Annotated in this window: 11 protein-coding genes; 8 read left to right on the plus strand and 3 right to left on the minus strand. The window is 40.2% G+C overall.

Going from position 1 to position 15,903, the window contains the following annotated elements; translation table 11 throughout:
* The first annotated feature begins 34 nt into the window (after positions 1-34).
* The 5 genes from VCM39_RS04780 to VCM39_RS04800 are packed head-to-tail and all read left to right on the plus strand — an operon-like array spanning position 35 to position 9,959.
* Positions 35-1,591, plus strand: a complete 1,557-nt coding sequence (locus VCM39_RS04780) for a RagB/SusD family nutrient uptake outer membrane protein (protein ID WP_322933134.1) — start codon at positions 35-37, stop codon at positions 1,589-1,591.
* A 12-nt stretch (positions 1,592-1,603) separates the two neighbouring features.
* On the plus strand, positions 1,604-3,421 hold the full coding sequence (locus VCM39_RS04785) for a fasciclin domain-containing protein (RefSeq protein ID WP_322933133.1): 1,818 nt from the start codon (positions 1,604-1,606) through the stop codon (positions 3,419-3,421).
* Between the two features lie 35 nt (positions 3,422-3,456).
* A complete protein-coding gene (locus VCM39_RS04790; protein WP_289293146.1) occupies positions 3,457-5,016 on the plus strand; it encodes a fasciclin domain-containing protein in 1,560 nt (519 codons plus the stop codon).
* A gap of 42 nt (positions 5,017-5,058) precedes the next feature.
* On the plus strand, positions 5,059-8,220 hold the full coding sequence (locus VCM39_RS04795; RefSeq protein WP_322933132.1) for a SusC/RagA family TonB-linked outer membrane protein: 3,162 nt from the start codon (positions 5,059-5,061) through the stop codon (positions 8,218-8,220).
* Positions 8,221-8,252: 32 nt separating this feature from the next.
* Positions 8,253-9,959: a RagB/SusD family nutrient uptake outer membrane protein gene (locus VCM39_RS04800; protein ID WP_322933131.1), complete on the plus strand. Its 1,707-nt coding sequence runs from the start codon at positions 8,253-8,255 to the stop codon at positions 9,957-9,959.
* A gap of 113 nt (positions 9,960-10,072) precedes the next feature.
* Here VCM39_RS04800 and VCM39_RS04805 read toward each other — a convergent pair whose 3' ends face one another.
* Entirely contained in the window at positions 10,073-10,954 is an 882-nt protein-coding gene (locus VCM39_RS04805; RefSeq protein WP_221649566.1) for a hypothetical protein, read from the minus strand.
* Positions 10,955-10,968: 14 nt separating this feature from the next.
* The gene (locus VCM39_RS04810) at positions 10,969-11,529 is read right to left on the minus strand and encodes a DUF5034 domain-containing protein (protein WP_221649567.1); all 561 of its coding nucleotides are present in this window, start codon (positions 11,527-11,529) and stop codon (positions 10,969-10,971) included.
* A gap of 152 nt (positions 11,530-11,681) precedes the next feature.
* On the opposite strand from VCM39_RS04810, the gene rfbA reads away from it, so the two are divergent.
* Positions 11,682-12,548: a glucose-1-phosphate thymidylyltransferase RfbA gene (gene rfbA / locus VCM39_RS04815; protein ID WP_322933130.1), complete on the plus strand. Its 867-nt coding sequence runs from the start codon at positions 11,682-11,684 to the stop codon at positions 12,546-12,548.
* 21 nt (positions 12,549-12,569) lie between these two features.
* Complete coding sequence (gene rfbB, locus VCM39_RS04820) at positions 12,570-13,703, plus strand: dTDP-glucose 4,6-dehydratase (protein WP_221649569.1); 1,134 nt, start codon at positions 12,570-12,572, stop codon at positions 13,701-13,703.
* Between the two features lie 61 nt (positions 13,704-13,764).
* On the opposite strand, the gene VCM39_RS04825 is transcribed toward rfbB, so the two are convergent.
* Positions 13,765-14,661 carry a 1,4-dihydroxy-2-naphthoate polyprenyltransferase gene (locus tag VCM39_RS04825; RefSeq protein ID WP_221649570.1) on the minus strand — a complete coding sequence of 299 codons (897 nt, stop codon included), beginning with the start codon at positions 14,659-14,661 and terminating at the stop codon, positions 13,765-13,767.
* A gap of 121 nt (positions 14,662-14,782) precedes the next feature.
* Here VCM39_RS04825 and VCM39_RS04830 point away from each other — a divergent pair, with 121 nt between their 5' ends.
* A complete protein-coding gene (locus VCM39_RS04830; protein WP_322933129.1) occupies positions 14,783-15,829 on the plus strand; it encodes a metallophosphoesterase in 1,047 nt (348 codons plus the stop codon).
* Positions 15,830-15,903 lie beyond the last annotated feature (74 nt).

Here is a 15,903-nt window from a genome sequence, read left to right on the forward strand (position 1 = left end):
TCAATTTAATGATTTGACCAAATTATAGACAAAAATGAAAACAAAGAAATATATATTGCGTATAGTTATGATGGCTTTATTGGGAGGAACATTTGCATCCTGTGAAAGCTGGTTTGATATACGTCCCAAGTCGGAGACTGTTTTTGAAGATTTCTGGAAAGATGAAAACGATGTGCTTAGCATGGTGGGTTCATGTTATCGTGGAATGAATGAAACCGGATTTATAGAGCGTGCCATCGTTTGGGGTGAATTGCGTTCGGACAACGTAAAAGCCGGAACAGGTAAATCTGATCCGATCAGGGATATTCTGAATATTAATTTGAATTCCTCCAATTCATACACTTATTGGGGAGAATATTATAGTGTAATTAATTTTTGTAACACAGTGATTAAGTTTGCTCCGGAGGTACAGGCGAAAGATCCGAACTTTAAACGTGAGAATCTGGATGTTTATATTGCTGAAGCAAAAGGAGTGCGGGCATTATGCTATTTTATGCTGTTACGTACTTTCAGAGATATTCCGTTGATCACTGAACCGTATGCGGATGACAGTTTACCTTTTGAAGTGGAACAGGAGAATCCTGATAATTTATTGAATTTCCTGATCGATGATTTGAAGAGTGTAGAGAATCAGGCTGCGGACGAGAAGACGTGGAGTAATCTGCTTTATACAAAAGGACGTATAACAAAGAATGCCATACGTGCCCTTATAGCCGATATGTATCTTTGGAAGAACGATTATAATAACTGCATTATTTATTGTGATAAGGTGTTGGCCAATCTCGGACAGCTTCAGTTGGAAAGCTCACGGGTGTATAATGAATCTGTTTACTATTTGGGAAATTCAAAAGAGAGCATTTTTGAGTTACAGTTCAGTCTGAAGAATTATCCAAATTATGCGATGAATGAAATGTATGGAATGTTTGGAGGGCGTGCGGGACAGGATATGCATAAATTGTCGCCATACAACTTTGAATCAATGAGTCCTTCGCTTTTTGAACCCACTGACTTGAGAGGGAAAGATGCTTTTTTTAGTACCGCAGGCTCTTCTTTTATAGCCAAGTATATGGCTTTGAGGGTAGAAACTTCTTCGAGTACAGTCAGAGAAGGTGACTATGTCTTCAATGCGGAGGCTCCTAACTGGATATTTTATCGTTTGGCGGATATTTATTTGATGAAAGCGGAAGCTTTGGTAGAGATAGGAACCGATCTGCAGGGAGCTCTCGATTTGGTCTCTAAGACATTCGATCGTGCCAATCCGGATTTGGGAAGTGGTTCATTGTCGAATTCTAACAATTACACGCAGAGTGCCATGAGAAACTTGGTTTTTGATGAGCGCCAAAGAGAATTCCTGTTTGAGGGTAAACGTTATTTTGATTTATTGCGTAGAATCCGTAGGGAAGGTGGGAAGCCTGCCAATGTGGTGAATACTTATCTGCTTAAGAAATATAGTAAACTGGATAATACGACTACTAAGAGTAAACTGAGTGAATTAGATGCTTTGTATATGCCGATTAATGTGGATGAGCTGAGAGCAAACACTGCATTAAAACAAAATCCGTTTTATGTAACATCATCAAATATCGAATAAAAATCAAGCGTTATGAAGAAAATAAAATATTCAATATCGGTTCTTATTCTCTTGCTATTTGCAACTATATTGGTGCCCTCTTGTGTGGACGACAATGTAGAAGGGGATGCATTCTATACGTTTACGGGAGAAACTGTTGCTTCCTATTGTAGCAACCGAACTAATTTTACCGTTTTCAATCAGCTTATTAATGATTCCGGAACCTCTTCTTTATTGTCCAGTTACGGACATTTCACTTGTTTCATGCCTACGGATTCTGCTTTTCAGGAATATTTCAAGGCAAAAGAAATTACCTATAATGATTTGACGAAAGAAGATAAGTTGCAGATTGTTTATAATCACGTTATCAAGAGTGAATTAACCAATTATGCGACGGAATCATTTCAGGAGGGTTCACTTCCGGAACCCAGTATGAGCGATCGTTTTATCAATATATCGTTTTCGGGATTTACGGAGGGGAATCAGACAATTCTGGTTAATCAGGAAGTGCCTATTTTGCGGAAAGATATCGAAGTGCACAATGGAATTATTCATGTGATAGGAGATATTGTGGATCCGTCTAATGCCTATTTGACTGGGCTTATGCAGGATAAGGACTATTTCAGTCTGTTCTCTCAGGCTCTTGAAAAGACTGGGATGTGTGATTCGATCATGAAAGTATACGATTTCACTTATGAAAAGCCGGCGGCGGATTTGGTGCTTGGCGGAACTATATTTAAGTATCCGGAAATGAAAAAATATGGGTATACCATATTCGCTGAAACGAATGAGGCTTTCAAAAAGGCAGGCATAGAAACTGTAGAAGAAATGGCTGAGTATGCTACCCGTTATTATGGGAATGAGGATGCCAATGATTATACAAGTAGAAAAAATGCTTTGAATAAATTTGTATCCTATCATATGCTGGAAAGACAGATGTCTACAAATGATTTTCTGTATTCAGGGGCAGCAACGGCTCCGGGTGCTGAAAATGAGAGATTTGAATATTATGAGACGATGCTTCAATACCGGATGATTGAAATAAAATCGGGGAATAGGCTGAACACACAAAAGGATGGCACTCATGTTAGTATCAGTGATTTTCAGAGCAATCTGAATGGATTGAACGGATATGTTCATGCGTTGAATGAGATTCTGGTGTACGATAAAGACATTATGGAGAATGATGTGTTGAATAAACGTATTCGTTTTGACTGTTATTCCATTCCTCCTCAGTTGACAAATAATAACATACGTTGGAAGATGATAGATAATTCTCATACCTTCACGGCTGATTATTGCGGGGATTATTTTCATTTCACCAATGATACCAAACTAAAACTTTGGGCAAGTGAAGACTGGACCAATTATCAGGCGGACGAAATGGTTATGTCCGGGTGGTACGACTTCACGTTAAGGATGCATCCGGTTCCTCCCGGAACTTACGAAATCAGATTGGGATATCGTGCAGAGACATGGCGCGGAGTAGCACAATTATTTATTGATGATGAAATTGTGGGTATTCCGGTCGACTTGAGAATTGTTGGTACCGATCCTCGTGTAGGTTGGGTAGATGATGACAAAACAACTGATGAAGGAGTAGAAAATGATAAGATGATGCGAAACCGCGGCTATATGAAAGCACCGAATTCTATTTATAGTTTGAATGGCCACAAGACATTGCGTCAGGATAATATGAGTCTTCGTATTATTATCGGTACGTTTACTTTCCAGGATTATGCTCCGCACTATTTCAGAGCGAAGAATGTGGAAGCTGACAATCTTGAATTCCATTTCGATTATCTGGAATACGTACCGGTGAGCTATATTGATAAAGAAGGGAAAGATTGATACTAAAAGAGGAATAAATAAAAAAATATACTTTTATGAAGAATACCATAAAAACAGCGTTTCTACTTGCTGTGCTCTTTGTCTCTTTCATGATGTATTCGTGCAAGGATGAATGGAACGAACATTATGACCGGAATCAAACGCTGCCGGATCAAAACCTTTATGAATTAATAAAAGAAAGCAGTTCATTATCGAAGTTTGCCAAGCTCATCAAAGTGGCAGGATATGATACGTTGCTCGTTTCAACTCAGACGTTTACCGTTTGGGCGCCCAGCGATGAGGCGATTGCAGCAGTGGATGAATCGGATCTGGAACAGGTACGTCTGTTGGTTAGCAATCATATTGCACGTTTCAATCACTCTACTTCGGAACCGGATTCTAAAGTGATACGTATGATAAACGGTAAGGTGTATTATTACTCTCATCAGGATGGTTTGACTTTTGGGGGAAGTAGCTTGATATCGAAAGACCGGCTTGCCAAAAATGGTATCTTGCATACAGTAGACAAGCAAATTGTATATGCTCATAATCTCTCTGAATACATTACGGCTCAAAGTAATACGACTAAAATAGCCTCGTTTATTTCGAGATATCTCAAGGAGATACAGGAAGAACAGGGGTATGATACGATCACGACTTGGTATAATCCTTTGCTGGAGGATAAACTGTATGGTTTAGGTAATATTTCTGCCGAAGATTCTGTCTTTACGATGATTATTCCGACGGATGCTGCCTGGGATGCTGCTTATGAACGGATCTCTCCTTATTTTAATGTTTATAACGCAGATGCTGATTTGGCAGATTCAATTAAGAGAGTACAAACTTCACTTGCCATTATCAATGATTTGATTTACAGAGAAAGAATCAATGATCCGGCGGAGTATACGACATTGACATCAACATCGGGAAGTATCATTACAGATGTTAACAATCTTTTCAAAGGAACCAGCCGGGTGAATGCTTCTAACGGTGTGATTTATTTGGCAGATGAAATCAGGTATGATAATACTGAAACATGGAATAAGCCCATATCGGTGGAATGTGAAGAACAGGAAGGACGTGTAACGGGAATTTATACCAGTATCTATACTCGTACGGTAGGGACGAATAGTGGGATAGGAGAAATTAGCGGTAACCGTTATATTGAGGTACAACCGACTAATACTTCTGCACAGCCTTCTGTTACATTTGATATTCCGGACGTACTTTCCGGTAAGTATGATATCTATGCCGATTTTATACCGGCTGTTATTGACGGAGAGTCTTTTGCCAATGACAGTACCAAGCTTTCTTTCCGCATTACGTATATGAATGCTCAGGGTAAATCGACATTCAAAACGATTAAATCTGATGAATTTGTGACCAGTGGAACCCAAAAAACAAGGATTAAGGTAGCCAGTGAATTTGAATTCCCAGTCTCGAATTATTATGATCGTTTGTGGATGCTTGATGAAGAAAGCAGTTTGCTTCCGAAAGATGTGACGACGAATTTCAGAATAGATACAAATGTGTCAAAAACTGAACTCAGTGCTAATATTTTCACTCGAAAATTCCGTGTTGACAGGATTATTTTTGAACCCATTCGTAATAAATAGGAGCAGTGATCAATGAAAAAGATATATTTAAATATGAGATTTATGCTTAAACCGATAGGTCTATGCTTGCTTATGACAATAGGTGGCGGTGCTGTGATGGCTCAGGAAACTGACTCCACAGCGGTTGCCCAGGTAAAGGTTGAACAATATAAACATATTGTGAGAGGACAGGTGGTAAGTTCATCTACGAAACAGAATTTTGCCGGAGCCAGAATCAGTGTGGTAGATACGAGAATCACGACAATGACCTCCGATGACGGAATGTTTGAACTCAAAGTGCCTCATACGAATGTGACATTGGCTGTTGATGCTCCCGGCTATCTGCCTCAGATCATTTCAGTGAAAGGACGTAGTAACGTTAATATACAGTTGTTGGAAGACACAGAGGCAAGCAGTTTTTATGATAAAACGGTTTTATCGGCCAATAAGGCGAGCGTGGTAACAAAGGTTACACCGTCGATTGCAAGTATTGATCAGGATTTTTCAACTCGTCTGAGTGGAGAATTGCGTTCTGTATCACATTCCGGAGCAACGGGAAATGGGGCGGCTGTTTTTATTCGTGGATTGAATTCTCTGAATATGAAGGCTCAGCCTTTATATATCGTTGATGGGGCGATATGGCAGATGCAGGAAGGAATGGCTTCCATTCATGCTGGATTCTTTAATAATCCGCTTGCATTGATTGATCCCAACGATGTGGAAGATATTACAGTGTTGAAAGACGGAACGTCTATCTATGGCAGTAAAGGTGGTAACGGTGTAGTGATCATTAATACAAAGCGTAGTAAGAGTATGGCTACTGATATCTCCGCCTTTATGTCTTTGGGGTATCAGTCTCCTTACAAGACGATTCCCGTGATGGGAGCGGCAGATTACCGGTTGTATGCATCCGATGTATTAAGCGATGTGTATGATAACAGTTCGCTGGTTAATAATTTGCATTTTCTGGATGATGATCAAACGAAGTCTTACTATAAAGCGAGCCATAATAACACGGATTGGCTGAAGCTGATAAACAAGGGAGCAATGAGCCAGAACTATGGTATCAGTGTGAAAGGTGGAGATGCAATTGCATTGTATGCTTTCTCTGTAGGATATAATAAGAGTGAAGGGAATATTGAAAATACAGATTTTAACCGTTTGAACGTACGTTTTAATTCGGATATTCATCTGACTGATAAATTGAAGTTCCTTTTTGACATTGCTTTCGCACAGTCTGAAAATAACATGCGTAACGATGGTATTGATGAGATTGCTTCACCGTCTTACCTGTCACTGATCAAGTCGCCGGTGTATAGTCCTTATCAATATAACCGCGATGGTTCACAAAGCACAAAATTGAGTAATGTAGATGAGTTGGGTGTTGGTAACCCGATCTCTTTGGTCGATTTGAGTGTAGGGCTTTCTAAGAAGTATCGTTTTAATATCAACGCTCTTCCGTCTTATTCTTTTACGGATAAACTGAAGGTAGGATTGATGTTCAGTTATACGTGGGATAAACTGAACGAAGAGTATTTCAAGCCGTCGGAAGGTTTGGCTGAGCAGCCATTGGTGAATGAGAACGGAGAAATATATGCCTACTCGCGCAATATGGTTAAAAACTCCATGGCAAAGCAGACTTCGATTCATTGGAACGCCTTTGTTGATTGGTCTCCGATACGTAACAGTGTTCATAATTTAGATTTGACCGGTGGGTATCGCTTTTTCTCTGATAATTTGGAGTCAAACTACGGTGAAGGGCATAATACCAGTTCAGATCGTATGAACAGCTTGTCGAATACAACTTCCAGCTTGCGTAGTACTTCTGGTACAACAGAGAATTGGCGATCTATGTCTTGGTACTTTAATGCGGATTATAAATATCAGAACCGTTATTTGCTAAATGTAGTTGCTGCTATGGATGCTTCTTCACGTTTTGGTAAAGAAGCCGAAGGTGCCCTCAAAATGGGTGGGCTTGCATGGGGGATTTTCCCTTCTGTGTCTGCCGGATGGATTGTTTCGTCCGAAGAGTTTATGAAAGACATCCGTTTTCTGGATTTCTTGAAGCTGGATGTTAGCTATGGACTTTCCGGGAATGATGACCTGCAGAATTATGCAACTCGTTCGTACTTCAACTCTATAAACTTTATGGGAAGTGCCAACGGCCTTATTCTTGCTAATTACAAGAATGACAAACTGAAATGGGAAACCACGGGAAAAGCAAAATTCGGTGTGGATCTCAGCATGTTCAATAACCGTTGGTCAGTTAGAGCAGACTTTTTCACCTCTACTACCAAAGACTTGCTGATACGTAAGCAGCTTCCTGAAACATCGAGCCTTGAGTATTCATTGACTAACGATGGTAAGTTGAAGAATAAAGGATTTGAGATTATGACGAATGTGCGTTTGCTTAATTTGCGTAATTGGCAACTTGACTTCGGTGCGATGTTGGGACATTATAAGAATAAAATAGTTTCACTGGCAGGTGGTTCATACACCACAGATTTTCAGGGAGCCCGGATTCTTACTGCCGAGAATAGTCCTGCGGGAGTATTCTACGGATACAAGACTAAAGGTGTTTTCAGTACCAGTGAAGAAGCAGCTGCAGCAGGATTAAGTCTTCGTTCCGAATCGGGAGAGCTTATTCCGTTTAGTGCCGGTGATATGCGTTTTGAGGAGGTAGTGGAAGATCATATCATCAATGAGAAAGATCTGCAGGTGATTGGTGATCCTAATCCGGACTTATACGGAAACTTTAATTTCAATCTGCGGTATAAGAATCTGACTCTTGAAACGCTGTTTACCTACTCTTATGGCAATGACGCTTATAACGGACTTCGGGCTAATTTGGAGTCGGGTAGTAATATCTATAATCAGGCAACAAGTATGCAAAACCGTTGGGTAGCCAATGGGCAGAAGACCGATATCCCTCGTGCTGTATACAAGGACCCTATGGGGAACTCACGTTTCTCGGATCGTTGGATTGAGGATGCCTCTTTCTTGAAATTCAAGACCTTGTCTGTATCTTACAAAGTACCACTGAATTTGTCTTATCTTCAGGAAATTACAGTGTGGGGAACCGTCAACAACCTGTTTACTCTCACAAAATATAAAGGTGCGGATCCTGAATTCTCTTATGGTAATTCGGTATTGTATCAAGGTATAGATGCAGGTCTTACACCCCAATCCCGCTCTTTCCTGATAGGAGTTAGAGTTAATTTATAATAACCTTTAGTCTGTAAAAAAACATAAGAGATATGAAAACTAAAATCAAACATACAGGAGCATTACTCACTTTGATCACAGTATTATTCTTTTTAGGGAGTTGTGAGGATATGTTGAATACGGATTCTTCAAGGGTTGCCTTTGAAGATGATAATCAGCTCAAGTCGCCCAACGATTCAATTTATTCTGTGATAGGTATACTCTCACAGCTTCAAAAGGTGGGAGAGCCCTATGTGTTACTTGGTGAGTTGCGTGGTGATTTGATGACTGTGTCTGATAATGCGTCTTTTTCTTTGAAAGAGATTAATAACTTCGATATTACTTCAGAGAATACCTATTTGAATAAGCGGAATTATTATACGATCATCAATAATTGCAACTATGCGATTGCCCGGATGGATACTGCAATCACCATTCGTAATGAGAAAGTGATGTTACCTGAGTTTGCAGCGATAAAAGCGATACGGGCATGGACCTATTTTCAGTTGGCTCAGATTTATGGAAAGGTAAGTTACATTACTGAGCCTATTTTAGATTATGATACGGCTTTAAAAGAATATCCGGTGATCGGGATGGACGATCTGGCATCAAAGTTGATTACCGATTTGCTTCCTTATATTGATGTACGTAGTCTGAATTATGGCTCTATTGACGGTCTGTACTCGCCGTTGTTCTTTATTCCCATTCCGATGTTGCTGGGAGATTTATATCTCTATCAGAATCAGTATAATGAAGCGGCTGGTATGTATTATAAATTGATGGTCGATAAAAACTATTCTATCTCATCAGGCTATATTAGTTATTGGAATTCTCAGGCTCGAGACGGTGCTACCGGTGAACATATCAATTCTTATATTGATGAAGTGATTACTAAAATAGCGTATAGTTCTGTACCGAAAGACTATCACACTGATTTGGTTAACATGTCTTTCAATAATGTAACAAGTCTGCTGCCCACACAAAACTTTATTGACGAAATGTCATTGAAAACACACTTCTTTGCTACCCGTTTGGACGGAACGATTACGGCTTACTTTACAGGCGATTTGCGTGGAAACATAAAAATTCCGTCTACCAATGAAGAATTGGGAGATACGTTTGAATCGGCGAATATTGCAGGTGTGGGGCCGAAGATACTTATTAAAAAGTTTGTGAATGGTGCACAAGAGGAATTTACAATACCTGTTGAGGATAACAATGGATTGCTGGAGAATGCATATATTCTGAGATCGATTCCTCTTTATCGTCATCCTCATCTTTATTTACGCTTTGCTGAAGCTGTAAACCGTGCCGGAAAACCTACATTTGCCTTTGCAGTGTTGAAATATGGGTTGACGGAAGAAACAATTGCCAATCCGGAAAGGGTAAATCCTGCCGAATTGGCTGGTGGAGAATCGTATCTTGATTTCTCGTTTACGTCTTATAATGTAGGTACGGCTTGCCGTGGGCGCGGGATGGGTATTTCGAAAGATATGTCTGACTTTGTAATTCCTGATTTCTCACAGAACCCTCCTGCTGTAGCGTTACAGGATTCTGTCGATTGGGTTGAGCAAAAAATCCTTGAAGAGATGGCTGCGGAAACGGCCTATGAAGGTAACCGTTTCTTTGACTTACTACGTATATCGCATCATAGAGCAGATCATCCGGCATTTATGGCTGAAAAGGTTGCTGTAAAATATGGGAATCCGGAAGCTATGAAAAGTAAACTGATGGATATAAATGCATGGTTTTTGAAATAGAAAACGAAGGAAGATGAGATGACCGCTGGATTTTATTTATAGATAATAAAATCCAGCGGTCATTTTTATATTTGATAAGTTAGAATTTCAATTAGTACAAAGTGGATGGGGACTTATTTGTTACCGGGGAATAGTCCGAATGCTTTTCGTTTATGTTCCATAATCCTTTTCATTCGTTCTTTTTGAGTGGTTTTCTTTTGGGCTGTTTTTTGGGCTCTATTCAGATAAATAGGAAATCCTAAACCGATACTTACAGTAAAGTCACGTCCGATAGTGCTGCTTTTATAGGTTTGTTTTTCTGGTAGTTTGTCATAAAGATTACTTTTTGTATAAGTTACGTGGACATTTTCCAAAGGTTGTACATAAGCCATATCAAGGAATAAATAGCATCTTTTGCTAAGCTTGTAATTAGTACTGATTCCTAAAGTTGCCATAAATATATTTACGTAGTTATCGTATTTGTCCGGGAGATATGTGTTTATGCTGTATAATTCATTGTTACCTTTACCTTTTAGTTCAATATCTATTGTCTGGCAGGTATGGTTGTTTATGCCAATACCCAATCTTGGGTAGAAAGCCCATCTTTTGTTTTCAATCCGATAAGCAACCCCTGTGCTCATATTGAAAGTTGTTTTATTGAGTTCTGAATTTATATAGGGAATATTGTTCTTAATATAATAATTCGCTTCAAGGGGCTGACATATTTCCTGGTAACAGTTTCTTATCTGTTCTCCTATCATTTTTAGTTCCAGGTTGATATACCATCCCCATCTTTGGGAAGGAAAATGTAGTATACGCATATCTAATGCCGGAACTACTTTTCTACGATCGGTAAGTGTAGTCATCATGTTTCTTTCTGTACGGTGACTCAGATCGAAATTGGCTCCGCCGGATAAGTCTATCTGAATTATTCTATTTATTTCTTTCAAGCTGCTTTGTGCTTGTGTGGTTACACAAAACACCGATAGCAATAGTAGTAGATAAATTCTATTCATAAGTTGTGTTTTTTTTAGTACAATGTAACAGGGGTGATCTTACGTTCTATCTTGTCTCCGTTTGCCGTTGTCAGAACTACGCGAAAGCTATGCGTTCCTGCTTGTGGTGTTACCAATAGTGCTTTGAAAATCTGATTGACGGGAGTTACATACTGAATGGTATCTCCTTGGTTGGTATAATCTTTGATCTGATATTTAGTGAGTCGGGCCGGATAATCCTGAAAGCAGGAAGTCACGTCTGCATCTTTTTGAAAATCATTGTTGAACGGTTCTTCTGTATAGATATTGATTTTCACAATACCGTCTTCCAGTTTATAATTGCTGTCATATATTTCTTTATCAGGCTGTGTTCCTGCGTCCGAAGTCAATCGTATCTCCAGTATATAGGCCTCTTTCTTTATTTTTTGTTCTGTTGGGACTTGCGGGGTATCTCCTGCATTATCCCAGGAATATACTTCTATTCCTGTCAAAACACAGGGAATTTGTTTAGATTCGATGTCATAGTCATCGCAGGTCATGGCTGTTACGGCCAAGAATACACAAAGTATCAGTAGTTGCAGGGAGTGTTTTTTCATAAGTCTTTATTTCTTGAAGGTGATTACAAATAGGATTCAATCTACTCTATAAATGTAATAAAAAGCAGAATACTGCTTATACTATTGTCTTTTTATTTTGTCATTTCAAAATTCTTTCCGTTCTTTGTCCTCGTAATTACAAAGAACTACTTATGAAAGGGATTATTCTTGCCGGTGGAAGTGCTACGCGCCTCTATCCATTGTCTAAAGCCATATCGAAACAAATCATGCCGGTATATGACAAACCGATGATTTATTATCCACTCTCTACATTGATGCTGGCGGGTATTCGTGAAGTATTGATAATTTCTACTCCCCGTGATCTACCTATGTTTCGTGATCTTTTAGGAACGGGTGAAGAGCTGGGTATGTCTTTTCAGTATAAGGTACAGGAACAACCTAATGGGTTGGCACAGGCATTTGTACTGGGCGCCGATTTTCTGAATGGAGAACCGGGATGTTTGATACTTGGAGATAACATGTTCTATGGACAAGGATTCTCGGCTATGCTTCGTCGGGCGGCTATGATAGAGAAGGGGGCTTGTGTCTTTGGCTATTATGTGAAAGATCCCCGTGCGTATGGAGTAGTTGAGTTTGATGAGTCAGGAAAGGTCATTTCTCTTGAAGAGAAACCGGTTATCCCTAAAAGTAATTATGCTGTTCCCGGTCTTTATTTTTACGATGCTACTGTTACTGAAAAGGCTGCATCGCTTCAACCTTCTGCCCGGGGTGAATATGAAATTACTGATCTGAATAAGCTTTATCTCGATGAAGGTACGTTGCAGGTTGAGCTTTTTGGTCGTGGTTTTGCCTGGTTGGATACAGGAAACTGTGATAGTTTGCTTGAAGCCGCTAATTTTGTAGCTACTATTCAGAACCGACAGGGATTTTATGTCAGTTGTATTGAAGAGATAGCTTGGCGTAACGGTTGGATCACAACAGCGCAACTTCGTGTACTGGGCGAAAAACTACAAAAGACAGAGTATGGTAAATATCTTTTGGAACTGGCTGAACAATAAAATCAACATAACAGAAATAATATGAAAACTTATCTTGTAACCGGTGCTGCCGGATTTATTGGCGCTAATTATCTGAAGTACATTCTGGCCAAACATGATGATATTCGTGTAGTGGTGCTCGATGCACTGACTTATGCCGGAAACCTTGGCACCATTGCAAAAGACATTGACAATGAACGTTGCTTTTTTGTGAAAGGAGATATCTGCGATCGTGATTTGGCTGATCGGCTTTTTGCTGAATATAAGTTCGACTATGTTGTGAACTTCGCGGCTGAAAGTCACGTTGACCGTAGTATTGAGAACCCTCAGTTATTCCTTATTACTAATATTTTGGGTACACAGAACCTGCTTGACGCTGCCCGTCGTGCCTGGGTGACAGGAAAAGATGAGAACGGATATCCAACCTGGCGTAAGGGGGTGCGTTATCACCAGGTATCTACTGACGAGGTGTATGGCTCGTTAGGGGCTGAAGGGTATTTTCATGAAACAACTCCGCTCTGCCCGCATAGTCCGTACAGTGCTTCAAAAACAAGTGCGGATATGGTGGTAATGGCTTACCATGATACGTATAAAATGCCGGTTACTATCACTCGTTGCTCTAATAACTATGGTCCGTATCATTTCCCGGAAAAACTGATTCCATTGATTATCAAGAATATTATTGAAGGAAAGAAACTTCCTGTATATGGTGACGGTAGTAATGTACGCGATTGGCTGTACGTGGAAGACCATTGTAAAGCTATTGATCTGGTAGTGCGCCAGGGAGTAGAAGGCGAAGTGTACAATGTGGGTGGACATAACGAAAAGACCAACCTCGAAATTGTTAAATTGACCATTGCTACTATACATCGTTTGATGACTGAGCATCCGGAATATCGTAAGGTACTGAAAAAGCAGGAAAAGAATGCTAATGGTGAAATAACTATCGATTGGATGAACGAGAGTTTGATTACTTTCGTGAAAGATCGTTTGGGACATGACCAACGTTATGCTATTGACCCAACAAAGATTACCGATGCGTTAGGCTGGTATCCTGAAACAAAGTTTGAAGTGGGCATTGTGAAAACCATTGAGTGGTATCTGAATAATCAGGAATGGGTGGAAGAAGTAACCAGTGGCGATTATCAGAAATACTACGAAAGGATGTATAAATAGTGATTAATGATTAGTGATAAGTGATTAGTGGCTGCGCTATTATGCCGCATGGTACTAATCACTAATTACTAATTACTAATGACAGTGATAGAAGTATCCCCATAAGCAGCATATTGCGCGAAGTTTCGCCCAGTATGCTGTTTAGCTTTTTACCACTATGTATCTTTACCATTTTGCGCCAGGTGGCGATGTGTAGTGTAAGATAAATAACTGCTGTTATGATGGCTGGAATGAGTGTTTCCGACAATAGCCACAGGCTCAATATTGCGGCAATAATTCCCAATATCAGATATAGATATCTGCCGAAGGGTTCTCCGAAACGGACTACTACCGTTCGCTTTCCGCTTTGTGCATCCGCTTCCCTGTCACGGTAGTTGTTTACTACTAATAGAGTATCTACGATCAATCCGCAAATGAATGAAGCTATTGTTACATTCGAAGTCCATGTGAGTGCTTGTACGTAGTAGGTACCACCTACCGGAACGAATCCGAAAAACAGGATTACCAGTGCATCTCCCCAGCCGTTGTACGAAAGGGGATAAGGTCCTGTGGTATAGAAGAAGGCGAACATTACGCATAATATCCCCACGAGTATCAACTGCCAACCTGCATAAAACAGCAGTATGCATCCGATAAGACATGCTATGACTATGGTGAATAATATTCCCCGTTTCATAGCACTGGGAGAAATCCAGCCTTGTGCGCAAGCCCGTTCCGGTCCCAAGCGATCTTCCCGGTCTGTACCTTTCAGAAAGTCGAATAAATCATTGATAAAATTAGCTGCAATCTGCATCAGTCCGGCGAAAAGAAAACATACCAGTGCAGGCAGCCAGTGAAACTGTCCGTCGGCATAAGCCAGAGCAGTACCTACAAGTACAGGTGTAGCTGCCCCTGCCAGTGTTTTAGGGCGTGCAGCAAGTATCCATGCACGCAACGAATTTTGTTTTATCTCTTCCATACTGCAAAGATACTTCAAAAATCCGTATCTTTGCTTCTCGAAAAATAATTTGCAGCCCGTCTTCGTGGTATCTTTTGGGTAACAAATTAGAAAATTGCTCATTCACTTATTATTTTGACATATGAAGAAGTTAATATACTTCCTGTTTTTACTTTCTTTTCTCTTTTCTTCTTGTAAATCGAAGAAAAATCTGGTAGTATCTCCGTCCTATCCTATACTGAATGTGGATTCTCTTTATTCTGATACTTCCACTCTGTCTTCTACGCTTTTTGCTCCGGATTATTCGACACTAAAGAAACCGGAACGTAACAAAAAGCATCAGAAGCAATCTAAATCTGTTGTGGCTCGTCCTTCTGTTCCGGCAGGAACGGCTCCCGGTACATTAATTACGCATTCTGCAGTAAGTACGTCCTCCGCTTATAAAGGAGTGGACCGAGTGGTGAAGTATGACTTTACTCATCGGGATGTGCCCGAAGCTTTTGATGGTTTCCGTATTGCTTTTATCTCCGATCTTCATTATAAGAGTCTTTTTAAAGAAAAGGAACTGGCTGGTCTCGTTCGCTTGTTGATAGCTGAACGGACGGATGTACTGCTGATGGGAGGGGACTATCAGGAAGGCTGTGAATATGTACCCGAATTGTTTGCTGCTTTGTCTCAGGTGAAAACTCCGATGGGAACGTATGGCGTGATGGGTAACAATGATTACGAGCGTTGCCATGATGACATTGTTCGTGAAATGCAACGCTATGGTATGCGTGTTCTTGAACATCGGGTGGACACACTAAAACGCGAAGGACAACAGATACTTATTGCCGGTGTGCGCAACCCTTTTGATTTGAAACAGAATGCTAAATCGCCTACGCTTGATCTTTCTCCTGAGGACTTTGTCATTTTGCTTGTTCATACTCCTGATTACGTCGAAGATGTTTCTGTTGCAAATACTGATCTTGCTCTTGCCGGGCATACTCATGGTGGGCAAGTGCGTATCTTTGGTTATGCCCCTATTATCCCCTCTCACTATGGAAGCCGCTTTCTTACAGGATTAAAGTATAATACGGCTAATATACCAATGATTGTTACCAATGGCCTGGGTACTTCTAACAGGAATATACGTATTGGTGCTCCGACAGAAGTGGTGGTTATTACGTTACATCAACAGAAGCAGTAGTACGGCTCATACTTCCTTTCGTATCGTTTATTGTATTGGAATGCATGGGAGGGCGTAGTTTAACGATGTACGAG

Source organism: Bacteroides mucinivorans, assembly GCF_034654355.2.
In the GTDB taxonomy this organism is placed as follows: Bacteria; Bacteroidota; Bacteroidia; order Bacteroidales; family Bacteroidaceae; genus Bacteroides; species Bacteroides nordii.

Excerpts from the sequence above, each read along its gene's own strand:
- VCM39_RS04810 (WP_221649567.1), bottom strand. The coding sequence starts at position 11,529 with ATGAAAAAACACTCCCTGCAACTACTGATACTTTGTGTATTCTTGGCC.
- VCM39_RS04830 (WP_322933129.1), top strand. The coding sequence starts at position 14,783 with ATGAAGAAGTTAATATACTTCCTGTTTTTACTTTCTTTTCTCTTTTCT.
- VCM39_RS04805 (WP_221649566.1), bottom strand. The coding sequence starts at position 10,954 with ATGAATAGAATTTATCTACTACTATTGCTATCGGTGTTTTGTGTAACC.
- VCM39_RS04780 (WP_322933134.1), top strand. The coding sequence starts at position 35 with ATGAAAACAAAGAAATATATATTGCGTATAGTTATGATGGCTTTATTG.
- VCM39_RS04825 (WP_221649570.1), bottom strand. The coding sequence starts at position 14,661 with ATGGAAGAGATAAAACAAAATTCGTTGCGTGCATGGATACTTGCTGCA.
- VCM39_RS04795 (WP_322933132.1), top strand. The coding sequence starts at position 5,059 with ATGCTTAAACCGATAGGTCTATGCTTGCTTATGACAATAGGTGGCGGT.
- rfbA (WP_322933130.1), top strand. The coding sequence starts at position 11,682 with ATGAAAGGGATTATTCTTGCCGGTGGAAGTGCTACGCGCCTCTATCCA.
- VCM39_RS04790 (WP_289293146.1), top strand. The coding sequence starts at position 3,457 with ATGAAGAATACCATAAAAACAGCGTTTCTACTTGCTGTGCTCTTTGTC.
- VCM39_RS04800 (WP_322933131.1), top strand. The coding sequence starts at position 8,253 with ATGAAAACTAAAATCAAACATACAGGAGCATTACTCACTTTGATCACA.
- rfbB (WP_221649569.1), top strand. The coding sequence starts at position 12,570 with ATGAAAACTTATCTTGTAACCGGTGCTGCCGGATTTATTGGCGCTAAT.
- VCM39_RS04785 (WP_322933133.1), top strand. The coding sequence starts at position 1,604 with ATGAAGAAAATAAAATATTCAATATCGGTTCTTATTCTCTTGCTATTT.